Source organism: Paenibacillus sp. CB74 (genome assembly GCF_055687625.1).
In genome coordinates this window covers 4132361-4147216 of sequence record NZ_CM146009.1, presented here as the reverse complement: position 1 = coordinate 4147216, position 14856 = coordinate 4132361, and the positions used below count along the sequence as shown (strand labels likewise).

The following is a 14856-nucleotide window of genomic DNA, read 5'->3' as shown; positions in this document are numbered from 1 at the left end:
GTGCAGTCTTCATTTGTTCATTGTATATCATGTGTTGTTACAGGCAGGAGGATAAACGATGTTACGCATAACAAAAATCGGGCTGGGTGCGCTGATTGGATATGGCCTTGCGGCTGTAAGCAGTCCCTTTGTTCCTGAATTTGTATCATGGGCAATCCCGGCTTTGGCGACAATGGCCGGAGGTATAATTCCTTCAAGGCCCCGTGGGCCAATCATTGAGACATCTGGTTCTGACCCCGATCGCAGAAGAGTTGTTGAAATGAACGGCGGAGCAGGGGAACAAGCTGTGGGTAATCGATCTGCTAACCAGGAGGTCAGTCCGACCACTGAACGTGCAGAAACCTCTGGACGATCGGAAGCAGGACGTTCGCCACAACAAGAAGAATCAGATCCTATTTTTGGTCCAGTCATTGAATATCTCGAAGTTTTGGAAGATATGGTGATCTCTGAGGGCCAAAAAAATGAACTGGACAATGAAATTGTGGAGAAGTCATTAGCCCTTTTTGCCAGATTGCAGCGAGTCATTCCGGCACTGAAAGAGTTAAACAACGGGGATATTAACCATACGATGCGCAGATTGATTTTGAAAGATTTAAATGGTTTTATTAACCCTTTTCTTCGTTTGAGTGGAGAAGCCAAGCGAACCAATCGCAGAATGTTGTTAAATGGCCTGAAGGATGTCGATTCCAAGATTTCAGAGATTGTATCTACAATCGAACATAAAGATCTATTGGAGCTTCAGAACAAAGCAGAGCTTATTCATCAAAGGTATAATAGCTCCGAATTATAGGAGGGATGGTTGGTATGGCAACGGAATATATTCAATTAAAACAGGATGACCAGCAGCGGATTAATCAGGAGGCAACCCAATTAATTCAAAAGGTATCGCAAACCGATGCTGTTCAACTGGATTTATTAATGGATGATATCGGCAAGCTGGGTGTGAAGACACAGGAAAAAGCGGGACAAACGCTGAAAATGCTGGATCGACCTGTGAATGATCTCATGTCCGGCAATCGGGCTGAAGTGTCCACGATGATCTTGAAGCTGAGAGATGAGTGTGAAAGTTTACAGCAGAGCAAAAACGTTAGTTTTGTAGGGCGGTTACTGCGCAAAAGTCCACTGAAGAACTATGTCTACCGTTACCAGTCTGTGCGAACCAATATTGATAGTATTATTAATGGTTTACGGGATGGGAAGGACAATCTGGAAGAGAGCATTGTGAGTATGCGTCAGTTAAAGCGGTCTTCCATTCAGGAGATTTATAACCTGCAAACCAAAATTGCTTTTGGTAATCAGTTGAAGGATCTGTTCGAGGCAGAGATTGCCAAGCCTGAGAATGAGAGCCGCAAGGCTCACTTGGAGCGTGGATTGCGTAAGGTGGTTACCCGCACTCAATCCATGACCGAAATGATCATGCTGTATAATCAAGCTATTGCAGCTACGGATATTATTAATGATAATAATGATAAACTTATTGATTCCGTGAACAATGCCATTGATAAGACAGCCAATCTGATTACGGTATCTGCCATGATTGCCATGGCTTTGAATGATCAGGAGAAGGTCATTTCCGCTGTGGAAGCAACTAATAAAACAATTGAAGAACAGTTCAAGGAAAATGCCAGATTACTGCGTACAACGACAGAAAAGACCAATGATTTGTTAGCCAAACCGGCCATGTCCATGGAATCGGTGAACCAGGCCATCGGAGATCTGATGTCTGCTCTCGATCTGTCTGAGCAGTCCAATCGCCGCATTATCGAGAGCTGTAATGACTATACAGCCAAGATGACTGCGCTCAATGCAGGCATGAGTGAAAGGTTGGGGCTGGAGGCTCCCAAGGCGGGGAATATTCAATCTAAAAACCAACCCGATGCCAACTCGTTAAGCTCTTATTTGGATTAGTTTTACATTTGGTTTCTATGTTTGAGTTTCATATTTTTTTCATAGGATTGAAGTAGAGAGGCGCTGGTGCGTCTCTTTTTTGCGTCTATAGTTTGAATTCATAGAAATCCTTAAGGTCGAGATCAATGCAGGTTTATTCAATTTTTCAAGCGGGAATACTGGGCATATACTGCATTCTATTGCATACCATATGTATATATGTTGCAGCTTCATAATGAAAGGGGCCAGGGGTATGCTATCTCTCATTATTGCCGGTATTGCCTGTGTATTAATCGTTGTTGCAAGTAGCGAGAAGGCTGAGTCGATTGCGGAGTTGAATGACCGTTAAACTTCTGTATTTTTTATGGAGCGTTTGATAGAATGAAGGTAAACTTTGGAAGTGTGTGAAGGAGATTACTTAACATGCTGGAATTTTCATTCGAAATTATTGACGAGACCAAAATTAACATTCAGTACAAATACGGCAGTCAGTTATTTAATTTTAATCTGTTTTGGTCCAATGGACATTGGACATTGCATCCATTTGATGGCATTCTAATCGAGAATCGGGATATGTGTAGCCTAATTGTTGCGGACTTGCTGAAGAACAAGGATTTTCACGTGATGCTTGCAAAAGAAAAGATCATGCTATCTCATTTGCGAACTACCGTAAATCTTCAGCCTGACGATCCGGAACAATTCGAAGTAAATCCTCGAATCGATGATCGTTCATATCAGGGTGATGATGGTCTCATGAGTTACATAGAAAATCATAGTTTTGAAGAGATACTTCAGCAAGAACAGCAGCAGATCCATGCAAGAGTGGATTTTTTTCAAGAGATCATTCAAAAAATGTTCATGGAAGGCATCGGACCCGAAGATCCTGATTTTAGCAAGGTTCAATCGATTATTCGAATATACAAGGATACATTCGATAGGCTGGGGAATATCAACGATAATCATATGGGAGATTACAATAACAAAAGATGGTAGAGTTATGACTCCGATATAGTGGTGAAAGATCAACCATCCACAATAATAACAATGAAGTGTGTATTAATCCAAGTCCGGGCTATACCGGGCTTTTTGGTTTGTTCATTTTTTTGTGAAAACGTCAAACCTTGCAGGTCTGTAATGTGTTATTTAAGTAATGTAGTGGCATATTTAGGCGGGAAATACAAATATATAGGCGTGTTAGTGAGGTTTGATTAGGAGAGGGGCTGTATCTCAATAATGTGCTCATGGGAGGAAGGATCAGATGATTACACCTACAGTAGCAAGGCAGGAAGAGGCTCAATTATACGAGGAGTTACGGCGTGCGATCGAAGAATTCGAAGAGGGCGAGCATCGACAAACCGTTCTGAATCGGATGATCAGACAGCTCAGAGTCGCCAAGTGGCGCAAAGATCGAATGCGTAAGATCGATGCATACTGCCAAAGCATAAAGCCCGCAACACTATGGATTATCTTAGCCACAGGTGCGCTTGCGCCCGTCTTGTTATTTACGATGTTCATTTGGGTATCTCTATGGGTAGAGTAGCAGACAACTAGAGAGATAAGGAGAGATCAATTCCGTATGTTATTTATTGTGTTTTTGATTGCGCTCGTATTTGGTGTTTTGTTGATTTTTCGAATGGATGAGGATAGAAGGTTGAAAGCTGGAGCGCTGACCGTGGTCGTGTTCAGTATCTTGCTGTGTATGCTACTCATATTCCAAATGGGTAGTTTCGGAGGTGATTCTTTTAGCTATTTGGGGTTTTTCAACATGTCGTATGGAGCGGCCAACGTATGGATTCACATCTTTATTGTGACGACGCTAGCGGGGTTACTGACGTATCTGGGTGCGAGTGAGTAGTAGAGAAGTGAGGTTAGACCGTGAGGGGAGTTGGTCAGGACTACTCGTCACAGTCTAACCTTTTGCATATAAAGAAGTGTAACTAATCTCATAAAAGAGCCTTGCTTTTTTACAAGGATGAGTCACTCGGGTAAACAGAACCAATACTGTTTAGTGTAAATCATGAGTATTCTTGTTCAAAGATTGTACGTTCCCCTGAATGTACTGGTGGTAATCGCGGAAGCTGCTGATGTGATGCAAGGAATCGGAATTCTCGGATTGAATCTTAATCTTGCCATCCTGAGGCAATTTCTTCATCTCGGCAATGACCGATTTGGAACCTTGAATATCACCTGACATGTCCTGAATTCGCTGTAATAAAGCGGGATGTCCTTCATGCTGGAGCATTTCGGCGAGTGGTCTCATCTCCTCCAGCTTCTGGCTCGACCGATCAAGCACGGTCATTACTTTGTCTCCATCTGTGCTTGCACTAAGCGAAACCATCCGGTGGATATGATCTTTCTCCATACGCTCAAGTGCTTCGAGATGGGAAGCTTCCAGTCGTTTGGGATCGCTCCAACTCTCCGATCGGACGGTGTCATTCTGCTGCTGGGAAGCATTATTCGCAGTGCCATTGCCACATCCCCATAACAAAGTTGAGCAAGTTAACACAGCTCCAACAGCAATCATACTTTTTAATCTCATACTGTCACTCCTTCGATAATTTCCTGAAGGTAGTATGAGCAATTATATCCAAAATGATGCTTACTCGCTTCATTTCTTTCCCATAATTAAGCATATCACTGGTTTATCTGGTCAAAACGGCCTAGATGAATTCAAATTTATTTAGCTATTCAAACGAAATTACAGACTTTCTGCTTATTTTTGCAGGCATCTGTTTTCGGGTATATAGATATTGATTTATAATGAATGGATATAAATACAGGTAAATTGTTACAAATAAACTACACCTAACAACTGAAAAAAAAGAGACCTGGACGTTTTGTCCAGGCCATTCCTAATGAAATATAAAAATTGGTGTATCACTTTGCAGTTTTTTCTCAGGAAGAAGGTACTTCCTTTTTTGGATTTCGACTGTCGATAAACCAACCTGGTCCTTCTACACTGATAACCTCCTGTGAGTCGTAGTTATAGGAAACGGTGATACGTTCATCCTCATGTCCCGTTATATGACCGTATAGATATAGACGTGAATGGATGGAAGGATCATCAATATCGTGACTCGTTACAATAAAGTCCGCATTATAGTATTTCTTTATGTACTCAACACTTATTGGTGTAGCTGTTTCAACAATACTTTGCTTATCTGAGGTAGACATACTTGAACATCCTCCTAATAAGAATAGAAAAATAAGTAAGGTCAGAGCTGCAGGTTTTATTCGCATAAGCGTTAATTCTCCTTTTATGGAAATAAACTCTAAGCACACTTTAATACAAATTAATGTAATAGACAAGGTGGGGTATCATGACATACATAAATGATAAGACCTATTGGACCATTGCTGATGAGGTATACAAACGAGATTTACCATCTTCCGGATATAAGAATGAAAATCTTCCAGGTTGGACAATAGTTGAACCGAAGGGGGCCATGCTTCATGATACAAATGGTTCTGGATTTGATGCTACTGTGTTTTACAATGAGGATAATAATCAAGTTATTATTGGTTATCGGGGAACTGAACCCCCTGATCGTCCCAAATGGAGTGTACTAACAGATTGGGAGACTGATTTAAATGATGTTGTAGGTAATCGAACCAAGAATTTGGAGGAAACTCACAATTATATGGAGCAGTATAAGGAAGAGATTGCGGCGCTGCCTCTGCATCAACAAATGCCTTTTATTGAAGCTGAATCTAGGTATCAGAATAATCAATTTATTCAGGCACTGAACCTCTTTGATAAAGTAAAGGAGGAGTACCCGGAAGCTGATATCTCAACCACTGGACACTCGTTGGGAGGTGCTCAAGCCGAATATGTTGCGATTCGTAATGGAGTATCATCAGCGAGTTATAATCCGCCAAGTATCGTACATTTACTTCCTGATGATTTGCAAGAGAAGGTTCGGAACGGAGATTATCTGAAAACGAATGTGGCCTATGTCCATCCAGGGGATTCTGTGGGTTCTGGTGTGAAGAATGCCGAGCAGCATGTTGGTGCTACTTATTATATCAATTCTACTTTTGAAGATGCTAATCGTTACGAGACAATCCCCATGTTCTTACCGATACCTCGCGAGACGTGGTGGGAACAAAGATTGTTCGGTAACAAGTGGTCGTTTGAATTTATTCGTGTCCCGTCTATATCCGGAGAACAGAGTGTATTATCCAAGTTTTTGGATTCCATGCTAGTCGGTCAGAGAACACATAGTATGGATCATTTTACATTCGATGAGAAAGGGAACATAAGTAATACATTGTATACGATAGATGGGCAACGTGTGGATGGTCAGCCTAGAGTAGAAAATTATTCAGAGATGATGAAGGCAAGAGAAGAGTTTAAGGAAGCGATGAATATGCTGGTTGAGAAGCATGGTTCAGCTATGGGAGGGTTCGGCCAACTTGCGGCAACAGTACTAGGAATCAGTCCAGACGCTATGAATAGACAGAACTCAGCATACTATGTTGGCGACCGACATGGGAGCACTATTCAACTAACAACTGAGGAGCTTGGACATGCTTCCAGACAGATGCGGGAAAGTCTGCATGGCTTTGCCAATGATGCCCGCTCTTCAATCCAGATGTTCCAAGCACATATATCAACAAGTGAGAGTCAGTCCTTTACACCCATTGCCTATGATGCTACGGCAACGTTGGAGCGGATTAATCGGTGGTACCAAGAATCCATTACAGAGATCGCAGATTATATCGAACGGAAAAGACAGGATTTTGTTCTGGCAGATCGATAATAGTTTAGCTGCAATGAACTACAGGAGGTGTACATATGGGGAGAATATCTGTCTCTCTGTCAGATTTGAGAAGAGCGATCCAGCAGTGTGAACAGTTACAGCAACGCTTGATTCAACAGGAGCAGCAGATGCGAAACATATATGGAAGACTGCAAGATTGGAAGGGAGAATCTGCTGTACAGTTGTCTGCAAAAATGTCAGCGTTTCTTGAAGGAACTACATCCAAACTAGCAGAGCTAGAAGCACACAAAGAACAATTAAAACAATATATAAGGAAGATGGAAGAGGCCGACCGCGAAGATCGACGCGAAGCTCGGAACCTTTAGTAATCGTCCTTATTTTTCGAGCTGGGAGGAATAATGTTTATCTATAACAATTTGATCTGTCGCTGGACCATCAATCTTCTGTATCCTGCCATTATCTTTGTCTTCCAGAGCTGGGGACCGATACTGGATACTTGGACAGGTCCTATTTTGTTCGTCGCGGTGTTCTGCTTTCTATGGAGTGATGTGAAAGATATGTTCCTTTCTACGGGCTTGACATGGTTTATTGCCATCCCGTGTTGGTGGTATTGGATTGAGCGTCCGAAACCATCATTCGGTGCTGAGAATTTTGCCGCACATCTATGGTTAATTGTACTTATGTACATTGTCTTTGTGCTCATCCCTCAGACGTTGGTCCTGACTACGCGGTTGCGGGTCATGGATTATTATAAGAAATGAAAGTTACAAGACCTCGCTATGAACGGTCTGACTCCTGCGGTAATCCAGCAACTGATCGAGGAGATGATATGGGACATAAAAGGTCTGAACGACGAAGGATATATTATCTACTCATCTCTTGATAATGAAGAGTAGGAGGTGAATTATAACCTAAAAAAATAAGCCATCCTCCTGTGTTGTTCCTCATGATAAGCGGGATGGCTTGGTTCTATACTTTTCTCTTATATTTTCCTGTATATGGGATCGTAAGGTGTATATTGAGTTCCTCAATAGAATCCTCGGATAGAATTAATTTTTCTCCGTCACCGGATAACTTGTGCCACAATTTCGGGTCTTTGCGGTACAGTTTTTCTTGCAGGCCGAATACATCAACTCCTCGTTCCAAGCCATGGCGATACGTTTCCATAATCTGTTCTTTTAGTTTATCTTCACTTACCCGGGTCATTTCATCGTATGGCATGGGAACCAGATATTCATATAATGCTGTTAGATATTTGGCATCAATAGAGAATGTGACGTGATCTCCGTGGATAATCGGTTTAATTTTAATGGTAGGCAGACCAACACTGAGAGCACCGTAGATGACATTGTCCTTCTGGATCAGCAAGGGTGCTCGGCGCATGCCTTTGACCAGCCAGTGGTAACCCGGTAGATCATTGTGTGACATGAACTCAAAATTCTTTCCCGTCCTCTCGAAAAAGGCTCCTTCGATCAGGAACAGATCATGTTCTTTTTTATTTTGGAGCCAGAGTTCCTTATTCAAAGAAATGACTGGTAGATACGTCGTAGTTGCTGGATCATTGTGCGTTGCAATCAATTCGAAGCTGAGTACGGGTGCAAATAAAGAATTTTCCATGTAACTGGGCAAAGGATTGTGGAGGATGCTATCCAGCGGTGAAAGATTGTAGATGGATGCTGTGCTCAAAATATCCAGTAAAGGTTCACGTGTACCATATACCCAGGTGGTATAACGGGCCTCGGGGAAGCGCCCGAGCATGTCGAACACATCCTTGATGTGTTTGTTATTCAACACTCCGTCTGCAAGTACAATCGCGGTCACATGTCCCCAGGCAATGTGTAATTGTGAGGCACGCCATAATTCGTTCATCGCGAGACTCATTGTCTTCCCTTCAGCATGACCAACCCAGATCGGAGGTGCTTCCGCAGTTTTGCTGGAGCTCTCACTCTTGGCTATACTCGAAAAATCCAGTGTCTGTACATAAATGTGATACATACCGTCTTTGAAATCGATACCGATCGCCTTTGCATAGTCTACCTGCTGAATTTCATATGCACTCCAGCATCCGGTCGTCATGATGACCAGGGAAAGACTCAACAATCCTAGCACACAGCGACGCAACAGTCTGTTCATCGTTCATTACCTTCCTTGCGCGGTTTCTGCGTCTCCAAATAGACAGGTCTGCGTTTGCCAATGCCTGTTGGCATTTTGAATAAAGATGAGAGGGCTTGTTTGAAACTCAGTGGGGTTAAAGGCGTCAGATAGGGGATGCCAAATGACTTGAGATCAGTCAGGTAGATGAGAAACAAAATCATTGACAGAATGAACCCATAGATGCCCAGTGTTACCCCTAAGACAAAACATAGAAAACGCAGAATCAGGATGGAACTTGTCATGACTTGATTGACAATGGTTGCTCCAGCAACCACCGTTACTGCAATGACGACAATCATCAACGGGGATACCATACCGGCACGGATGGCCGAGTCCCCGATAATCAAGCCACCCACGACCGTTAAGGTCTGACCGATGGCGCTTGGCAAACGAACCCCGGCTTCCCGGAACAATTCCATCAGCAACATGATTAGAAACATTTCTATGCCCGATTCCATAGGCAACCCCATCCGTCCAACAGATATTGTTGCTACGAGTGGAAAAGGAATCTGATCCATATGAAAAGAAGTTAACGCAATATAAAATCCGGGCAAAAATATGGTGACCAACAGACCGATAAACCTCAACATGCGACCTACATTGACAGGTAAAAAAGGAAAGCTGGCATCCTCTGGTGATTTGAGCAACAGAAACAGATTAACGGGTCCGATGATTGCACTGGGATTACCATCTACAATAAGAATGAAGCGACCATTGAGCAAGCATTCTGCTGCAAAGTCTGGCCTGCCGGTATAGTGAGTTAACGGAAATAAGGTGATCTTGGCAGGTGATAACAACTCTTCAAGTTCATTGGCCGTCATGATACGCTCTGTTTGGATTGTGCGAAGACGATGCTTGACTTCATCAATTAATTCCGGATTGGCAATGTTCTTGATATACATCAATGCTACCTTGGTGGCCGACCGTGAGCCAATAAGTTCGATATTGCAGGCTAATTGGTTGGTACGGAGTCTGGTACGAATCAAAGCGACATTCACTGCAAGAGGTTCGATAAAACCGTCCCTCGCTCCACGGATGGATACTTCTGTCGTGGATTCTTCCGGTGTCCGTGTAGGTATGTTGGAAATGTCTAGGCTCCACATGGCTTGAAGAGAGGGGAGGCAGATGAGAATATGTCCTTCAAATACACGTAGGGACATGAGTTCAGTCCCATACGCCGGATCATTCAGATCAACAGTGCTCCACTGGAGACTGATGTTTTTTTCGATGTCAGAAATGCGAACAAAATGAGTTGATTCATAGGTCCTTTTCAAATCTGGCAGAATGATATCATAGATGGCTTGAGTATCGACCATACCGCTGCAATAGCACATAATCAGCTTCATCTGCGAATCGCCAAATATATGTTTATCGATGATGACATCATCAGACCCGGCAAAAAAGGTTGTCAGATTGTGTTCGGTCATATGGAAAGGTGTATTCGGTTCAGGTTTTGTTGGTGTTGTTTTGGGTGGATTCGACATGTTGAGCAACCTCCTTGTCCTTTTTGTGAATGAGAGCGGCCAGCGTTAACAGGACAGTAACGATTGCCACATAAGCGAGCATGACGGGAAACTGGATATGGTCCACATAATAATCCACATAATCAATGCGCCACCACTGGATGGCAAAAGCGCACATAACGAATGAGATACAGAGAATGGTGATATATCGCTTCTTCGGTCTGCGGATATCCAGCAGGTCCACGATAAGATATATCGAGATGGCTACTCGGGCGAATGAACCGCTCAGCCATTGGTATATGGAGAGAAAATCCACGTGCTGAAACAACTTGCCGATATTCACAAGTTTCCATTGTTCATAGGGACTGTTTCGCTGTTTGGCAGCCTCTTCCGGTCCAAATTCCACAATGGCTCCCATGGTAGGTCCAATGGCCATACTGATCATGAAAATTCCAAGTAACAGGACATGCCACCAGCGCAGTTTGCTTTTGATCTCATGCTGGAATAACATTAGAATCCAAATCTCCATTAGTCCGGCAAGAGAATAGATCATACCTCGCATAATCGGAGCGAAGCCGTGTTCCATCATGGGGAATAACTGACCATAATCTTTATACTTCATATTGGCAGACATGACGAAGTAGCCAAGCAGAATAACTAGTGGCAGAAGGATGCTCGAAGTCATGGCAATAGAACGGATTCCTTTAGCTGCTGACCATGCTGCAACGAGTACACCGACTCCGGCTAACACATAGGTGGGTGTGAACGGTAGATAGGTAGATACCGTCCAGTTCGTTGTTTCATATAAAGTATGTGTCCCTAACGCAAGCAGCAAAATTGCAGCGGTTATGCGAAAAATCCACGATGGAATAATGCCAAACTCTCGGGTGATCCAATCGGTCAACCGCTGTCCACGCACGCGCCGAATAACGATGAACATCATGCATAGAAACAACATGAAGAGCGGTGCAGCTACAACAACTGACAACCAGCCGTCCCGACCAGCCTCTTCAAGAATTGCAGGAATGGACAAGACGTGACAGACCAGTCCGGCACTTAATAAAATGATGGAAAAGGATAGCCAGATCGTAATTTGACCTTTTTCCTGGCTCATGGCATTCACCGTCCGCTCAAGGTAGTTTCCGTTAGGTTGCACAGCATATGGGAAATTGATTCCTTTTTCAGATTTTTTCACAAAAAGCTGCAAACGAGATGGACGGACTAACCAGAAAGCTATAACATACAGATATAGCAATGTCGAAGACAAGCACTGAGCGAAGCATAGAGAAATAGGGAAAATAGGGAGGAAACCTGCGATGACAAATACAACGAAGGCACCTGGAGAGACGAAAGTTGGCTTTATTGGTACAGGCGTGATGGGGAAAAGCATGGCTGGGCACATCCAGCAAGCGGGATATCCGCTGCATGTGTACACGCGAACCGCTGCCAAGGCGGAAGCGTTAGTGAAAGAAGGCGCCGTATGGCATGATACACCAGGCAAACTGGCTGCCGCGTGTGATGTCATCATCACGATGGTGGGTTATCCCAAGGATGTGGAGGAGATCTATCTCGGTGAAGATGGTCTCGTAGCCAATGCTAACCCTGGGTCATATCTGATTGATATGACAACATCCAGTCCGCTTCTGGCGGCAAGAATCTCTGAAGCTGCGGAAGCCAAAGGACTGCATGCACTGGACGCACCTGTATCGGGCGGCGATATCGGAGCGCAGAATGCCAAGCTGTCCATTATGGTTGGAGGAAGCTCGGCGGCCTTTGAAGCCGTGCGTCCGCTGTTTGAGCAGATGGGCAGCAACATTGTGCTGCAAGGCAAGGCAGGAGCCGGGCAGCATACTAAAATGTGCAACCAGATTGCCATTGCCTCTGGCATGATGGGCGTATGCGAAGCACTCGCCTATGCCAAGACGTCTGGTCTGGACGCGGAGACCGTGCTGAAGAGCATTGCTACCGGGGCAGCCGGAAGCTGGTCACTCAGCAATCTCGGTCCGCGCATGATCGCAGGCGATTATGAGCCTGGATTCTATGTGAAACATTTTATCAAAGACATGGGTATTGCACTGGAGTCTGCAAAAGAGATGGGCATGAACACGCCTGGGCTGGCTCTGGCCGAATCCCTGTACCAGGAAATAGCGAATAATAGTCTGGAAGAGAAGGGGACACAGGTCCTCTACACCTATTATCTTCAGGCTTAACAACCAAGAGAACAGCAGCGCATTCTTTTTCGATTCAGGAAAGGTTGCGCTGTTTTTTTTATTTTACGGCTTATTTATGCGTCTAAAGTCACGGAATTGGTTAAATGTTCATATGTACTTTGCGTATTAGAGAGATTTTGGTCGTTAACCCTTTATTTTAACCCCTCTTTATCCGACATAAGTAATAGAAGTTTACATAATGAATGTGTCAAAGGATGTTATTCCTCCTGTAATGGTCACCCGTAACCCACACTATAATAGAACGGAGCTTGCCCATGTTCAAGAAAATCCTGTCTCTGTTCAAGACACAGCCAGAGCTTGCGAACCCGATTACAGCCTCCGCTTCAGCTTTACCATCGACGACAGCCATTCCTCCGCGTATGGTCCGCAGTAAACGCAAGAAAAAAGCGGAAGGGGACTGGACACGCCCGCCGGAGGAGCCTAGTACAGCAGATCAGCTGATGGGTCTTCCAAGTGAGTATAAAGTGCTGAACGATCTACTTATTACCAATCCGAAGTCACGCTCTGGTTATTCGCAGATCGATCATGTTGTAATTGGACCTCGGGCCATCTTTGTAATCGAAACCCGAAATCTGACGACAGGTGAGATCCGCGGCGGAAGAAGAGAGGCCAATTGGTCGGTCAGCAGCAGCCGGGTCAAAATGTACAATCCACTCATGCAGCATCGTGCACATGTGGAAGCCATTCATGCACACCTCGGAGACTACAAAAGAGTGCGTCTCGTCTCCATGGTGACCTTCACTAACCGTTGCCGGATCAGTGTTGATCCTGCTGTAAGATATGTGAATTCGGATGAACTGATCATCTATGACCATGAATTGGTGGAGACGATTCAGCGCAAGACGGAACGACTTGAGTCTGAAGTTCCTGAGACTGTATTTCAAGAGAAGGATATTCAGGCGATTCACGCCCTTTTATCATCGGTGAACTCGACCGATCCTCAGATTCGGTCAGAACACATGGAGAAGGCCAAAGGAATTAAATAATCACACTTCATGAACACTGTTATCCATACGGATGACAGTGTTTTTGTGTCGATCTTGTCAGTTAATACACGAGTAGTAAAAGGCTTTAGACACAGGTATATCGTCGTATACACCCCATTTTTGACTTATGATACAATGTAGAACGTGTTCAGTTGTGAATCGATTATGTTATCTGAAAGGATATTTTTGTAAATGAATTGTTCAAGGGTTGGAGTAGAGGTTAATGTTTCTCAGGAATATACATACGATAGGGGAAGATCATATGATGAAATGGAATGATACGATAAAGACGTTTACGGTTATGTTCAGTGTGGCAGCGATACTGACAGCTTGTGGTGGTGGAGCGAAAGAGGCGTCATCATCATCCGAAACAAGCAGCTCGAATGCTGCTGTAACCGAAACGGCAGCAAACGGTTCGACTGCTGGTGAGGAGACAGGTTCAGACGCCAAAGAATCTTCTTCGACTGATGACGGCAAGATTGGAAAGGACTCTACACTGGAAGAGTTGAAGCAGCAGTATGCGGATAAGCTCGGATATATCCGTATCCCGCTTAATGATCATCCGGTGCGCCGGGTTAGTGAGAATGATTCCAAAAATATAAATGTGGCCAACTATAGTGATGCTGTTGTGGACATGAACGCAGAGGTGCCGATTCATTCCGATTCACAGCGGTTGATTGATGATGCCTTTCCTTATTTCACAACTGTACAAGCACCTGATGAATCCTATGTTACTTGGGAAGAAGCAACCAATCTGGAGCGTGCCATGGTGAAAACGCTGTTTATCGCCCGTGAAGGTCTGTTGATTACGGATGATGCAATAAAAAATAAGGATTACAGCAGTACATCGTTCCAGGACTCTATGGATTTCTTCCGTGTGACAGCAAAATTTGAATCCATGGCACCTGTTGCTCAGCATCCGCGTGACATCACGCTTAGTACGCTATACGACAAAGCCCGTACTTCGTGGGGCAAGCTTGCGGAGATGGACCCGGAGCAGGATGAAGCGGCGTTTGCCGAGATGTATAAGACGGCGAGAAGTGATGCCAATAATACCATGGGGCTGCTTAATGTTCTGCTGTCTACAAATGAGGAAGAACGTGTAGAGGAGATCTACGGAAAGTGAAAGTAGTAAAGTCATAGTAGTGATGAACAGAATTGGAATGCGTTGAACGAATGAGCTATATGCCTAGGTCTCACATAGAACCCTGACTACCGGGATGATCGGTGGTTAGGGTTCTATGCGTTGTAGCGAAGGGATGCTTCATTTTTTACTGCCAAAATGATGATAAGTTTGTTGTTTGGGAAAAGTAGGGTAATAAGAATAGAAGCGGCATTGTAAAATACGCTATAATAACCATATGTGTACATAGAAATGATTACATATTGGACGCAGTGGAGAAATCAACAT

Annotated in this window: 16 protein-coding genes; 11 read left to right on the top strand and 5 right to left on the bottom strand. The window is 44.0% G+C overall.

Features of this window, described 5'->3' with window-relative positions; translation table 11 throughout:
- Nucleotides 1-58: 58 nt before the first annotated feature.
- From ACX9NY_RS18435 to ACX9NY_RS18415, 5 genes are all read left to right on the top strand, one after another.
- Nucleotides 59-790: a hypothetical protein gene (locus tag ACX9NY_RS18435; protein ID WP_472474249.1), complete on the top strand. Its 732-nt coding sequence runs from the start codon at nt 59-61 to the stop codon at nt 788-790.
- Nucleotides 791-804: 14 nt separating this feature from the next.
- Nucleotides 805-1908: a toxic anion resistance protein gene (locus tag ACX9NY_RS18430; RefSeq protein ID WP_339259098.1), complete on the top strand. Its 1104-nt coding sequence runs from the start codon at nt 805-807 to the stop codon at nt 1906-1908.
- A gap of 402 nt (nt 1909-2310) precedes the next feature.
- Complete coding sequence (locus ACX9NY_RS18425; RefSeq protein WP_472474247.1) at nt 2311-2880, top strand: hypothetical protein; 570 nt, start codon at nt 2311-2313, stop codon at nt 2878-2880.
- A 265-nt stretch (nt 2881-3145) separates the two neighbouring features.
- Nucleotides 3146-3427, top strand: a complete 282-nt coding sequence (locus ACX9NY_RS18420; protein ID WP_339259101.1) for a hypothetical protein — start codon at nt 3146-3148, stop codon at nt 3425-3427.
- A gap of 36 nt (nt 3428-3463) precedes the next feature.
- The gene (locus tag ACX9NY_RS18415) at nt 3464-3742 is read left to right on the top strand and encodes a hypothetical protein (protein ID WP_472474245.1); all 279 of its coding nucleotides are present in this window, start codon (nt 3464-3466) and stop codon (nt 3740-3742) included.
- A gap of 150 nt (nt 3743-3892) precedes the next feature.
- Here ACX9NY_RS18415 and ACX9NY_RS18410 read toward each other — a convergent pair whose 3' ends face one another.
- Both ACX9NY_RS18410 and ACX9NY_RS18405 read right to left on the bottom strand, forming a co-directional pair.
- The gene (locus ACX9NY_RS18410) at nt 3893-4426 is read right to left on the bottom strand and encodes a hypothetical protein (RefSeq protein ID WP_339239937.1); all 534 of its coding nucleotides are present in this window, start codon (nt 4424-4426) and stop codon (nt 3893-3895) included.
- Between the two features lie 356 nt (nt 4427-4782).
- On the bottom strand, nt 4783-5061 hold the full coding sequence (locus ACX9NY_RS18405) for a hypothetical protein (protein WP_338591354.1): 279 nt from the start codon (nt 5059-5061) through the stop codon (nt 4783-4785).
- A 146-nt stretch (nt 5062-5207) separates the two neighbouring features.
- Here ACX9NY_RS18405 and ACX9NY_RS18400 point away from each other — a divergent pair, with 146 nt between their 5' ends.
- From ACX9NY_RS18400 to ACX9NY_RS18390, 3 genes are read left to right on the top strand one after another with little or no spacing between them, the layout of a single operon-like run.
- Nucleotides 5208-6650, top strand: coding sequence for a lipase family protein (locus ACX9NY_RS18400; protein ID WP_472474242.1), 1443 nt, complete (start codon nt 5208-5210; stop codon nt 6648-6650).
- Nucleotides 6651-6685: 35 nt separating this feature from the next.
- Complete coding sequence (locus tag ACX9NY_RS18395; protein WP_472474240.1) at nt 6686-6976, top strand: hypothetical protein; 291 nt, start codon at nt 6686-6688, stop codon at nt 6974-6976.
- 33 nt (nt 6977-7009) lie between these two features.
- Nucleotides 7010-7372 carry a hypothetical protein gene (locus ACX9NY_RS18390; protein ID WP_472474238.1) on the top strand — a complete coding sequence of 121 codons (363 nt, stop codon included), beginning with the start codon at nt 7010-7012 and terminating at the stop codon, nt 7370-7372.
- A 208-nt stretch (nt 7373-7580) separates the two neighbouring features.
- On the opposite strand, the gene ACX9NY_RS18385 is transcribed toward ACX9NY_RS18390, so the two are convergent.
- Genes ACX9NY_RS18385 through ACX9NY_RS18375 form a run of 3 tightly spaced genes read right to left on the bottom strand, consistent with a single transcriptional unit; the run spans nt 7581 to nt 11342 of the window.
- On the bottom strand, nt 7581-8744 hold the full coding sequence (locus ACX9NY_RS18385) for a Ger(x)C family spore germination protein (protein WP_472474236.1): 1164 nt from the start codon (nt 8742-8744) through the stop codon (nt 7581-7583).
- Entirely contained in the window at nt 8741-10249 is a 1509-nt protein-coding gene (locus tag ACX9NY_RS18380; RefSeq protein ID WP_339259111.1) for a spore germination protein, read from the bottom strand. Before ACX9NY_RS18380 ends, ACX9NY_RS18385 begins: the two co-directional genes overlap by 4 nt.
- The gene (locus tag ACX9NY_RS18375; RefSeq protein WP_339239947.1) at nt 10212-11342 is read right to left on the bottom strand and encodes a GerAB/ArcD/ProY family transporter; all 1131 of its coding nucleotides are present in this window, start codon (nt 11340-11342) and stop codon (nt 10212-10214) included. The genes ACX9NY_RS18380 and ACX9NY_RS18375 overlap by 38 nt, the downstream gene beginning before the upstream one ends.
- A 202-nt stretch (nt 11343-11544) precedes the next feature.
- On the opposite strand from ACX9NY_RS18375, the gene ACX9NY_RS18370 reads away from it, so the two are divergent.
- The 3 genes from ACX9NY_RS18370 to ACX9NY_RS18360 all read left to right on the top strand — a co-directional run bounded on the left by ACX9NY_RS18370 (nt 11545) and on the right by ACX9NY_RS18360 (nt 14571).
- Nucleotides 11545-12438, top strand: a complete 894-nt coding sequence (locus tag ACX9NY_RS18370) for an NAD(P)-dependent oxidoreductase (RefSeq protein ID WP_472474233.1) — start codon at nt 11545-11547, stop codon at nt 12436-12438.
- Between the two features lie 275 nt (nt 12439-12713).
- The gene (locus ACX9NY_RS18365; protein WP_339239950.1) at nt 12714-13445 is read left to right on the top strand and encodes a nuclease-related domain-containing protein; all 732 of its coding nucleotides are present in this window, start codon (nt 12714-12716) and stop codon (nt 13443-13445) included.
- A gap of 262 nt (nt 13446-13707) precedes the next feature.
- Entirely contained in the window at nt 13708-14571 is an 864-nt protein-coding gene (locus ACX9NY_RS18360) for a hypothetical protein (RefSeq protein ID WP_472474231.1), read from the top strand.
- Nucleotides 14572-14856: the final 285 nt, after the last annotated feature.

Bases quoted from the DNA above. Each gene is read 5' to 3' on its own strand.
- ACX9NY_RS18415 (WP_472474245.1), top strand. From the start codon at position 3,464: ATGTTATTTATTGTGTTTTTGATTGCGCTCGTATTTGGTGTTTTGTTG.
- ACX9NY_RS18395 (WP_472474240.1), top strand. From the start codon at position 6,686: ATGGGGAGAATATCTGTCTCTCTGTCAGATTTGAGAAGAGCGATCCAG.
- ACX9NY_RS18385 (WP_472474236.1), bottom strand. From the start codon at position 8,744: ATGAACAGACTGTTGCGTCGCTGTGTGCTAGGATTGTTGAGTCTTTCC.
- ACX9NY_RS18410 (WP_339239937.1), bottom strand. From the start codon at position 4,426: ATGAGATTAAAAAGTATGATTGCTGTTGGAGCTGTGTTAACTTGCTCA.
- ACX9NY_RS18365 (WP_339239950.1), top strand. From the start codon at position 12,714: ATGTTCAAGAAAATCCTGTCTCTGTTCAAGACACAGCCAGAGCTTGCG.
- ACX9NY_RS18380 (WP_339259111.1), bottom strand. From the start codon at position 10,249: ATGTCGAATCCACCCAAAACAACACCAACAAAACCTGAACCGAATACA.
- ACX9NY_RS18370 (WP_472474233.1), top strand. From the start codon at position 11,545: ATGACAAATACAACGAAGGCACCTGGAGAGACGAAAGTTGGCTTTATT.
- ACX9NY_RS18405 (WP_338591354.1), bottom strand. From the start codon at position 5,061: ATGTCTACCTCAGATAAGCAAAGTATTGTTGAAACAGCTACACCAATA.
- ACX9NY_RS18430 (WP_339259098.1), top strand. From the start codon at position 805: ATGGCAACGGAATATATTCAATTAAAACAGGATGACCAGCAGCGGATT.
- ACX9NY_RS18375 (WP_339239947.1), bottom strand. From the start codon at position 11,342: ATGAGCCAGGAAAAAGGTCAAATTACGATCTGGCTATCCTTTTCCATC.
- ACX9NY_RS18425 (WP_472474247.1), top strand. From the start codon at position 2,311: ATGCTGGAATTTTCATTCGAAATTATTGACGAGACCAAAATTAACATT.
- ACX9NY_RS18360 (WP_472474231.1), top strand. From the start codon at position 13,708: ATGATGAAATGGAATGATACGATAAAGACGTTTACGGTTATGTTCAGT.
- ACX9NY_RS18390 (WP_472474238.1), top strand. From the start codon at position 7,010: ATGTTTATCTATAACAATTTGATCTGTCGCTGGACCATCAATCTTCTG.
- ACX9NY_RS18435 (WP_472474249.1), top strand. From the start codon at position 59: ATGTTACGCATAACAAAAATCGGGCTGGGTGCGCTGATTGGATATGGC.
- ACX9NY_RS18420 (WP_339259101.1), top strand. From the start codon at position 3,146: ATGATTACACCTACAGTAGCAAGGCAGGAAGAGGCTCAATTATACGAG.
- ACX9NY_RS18400 (WP_472474242.1), top strand. From the start codon at position 5,208: ATGACATACATAAATGATAAGACCTATTGGACCATTGCTGATGAGGTA.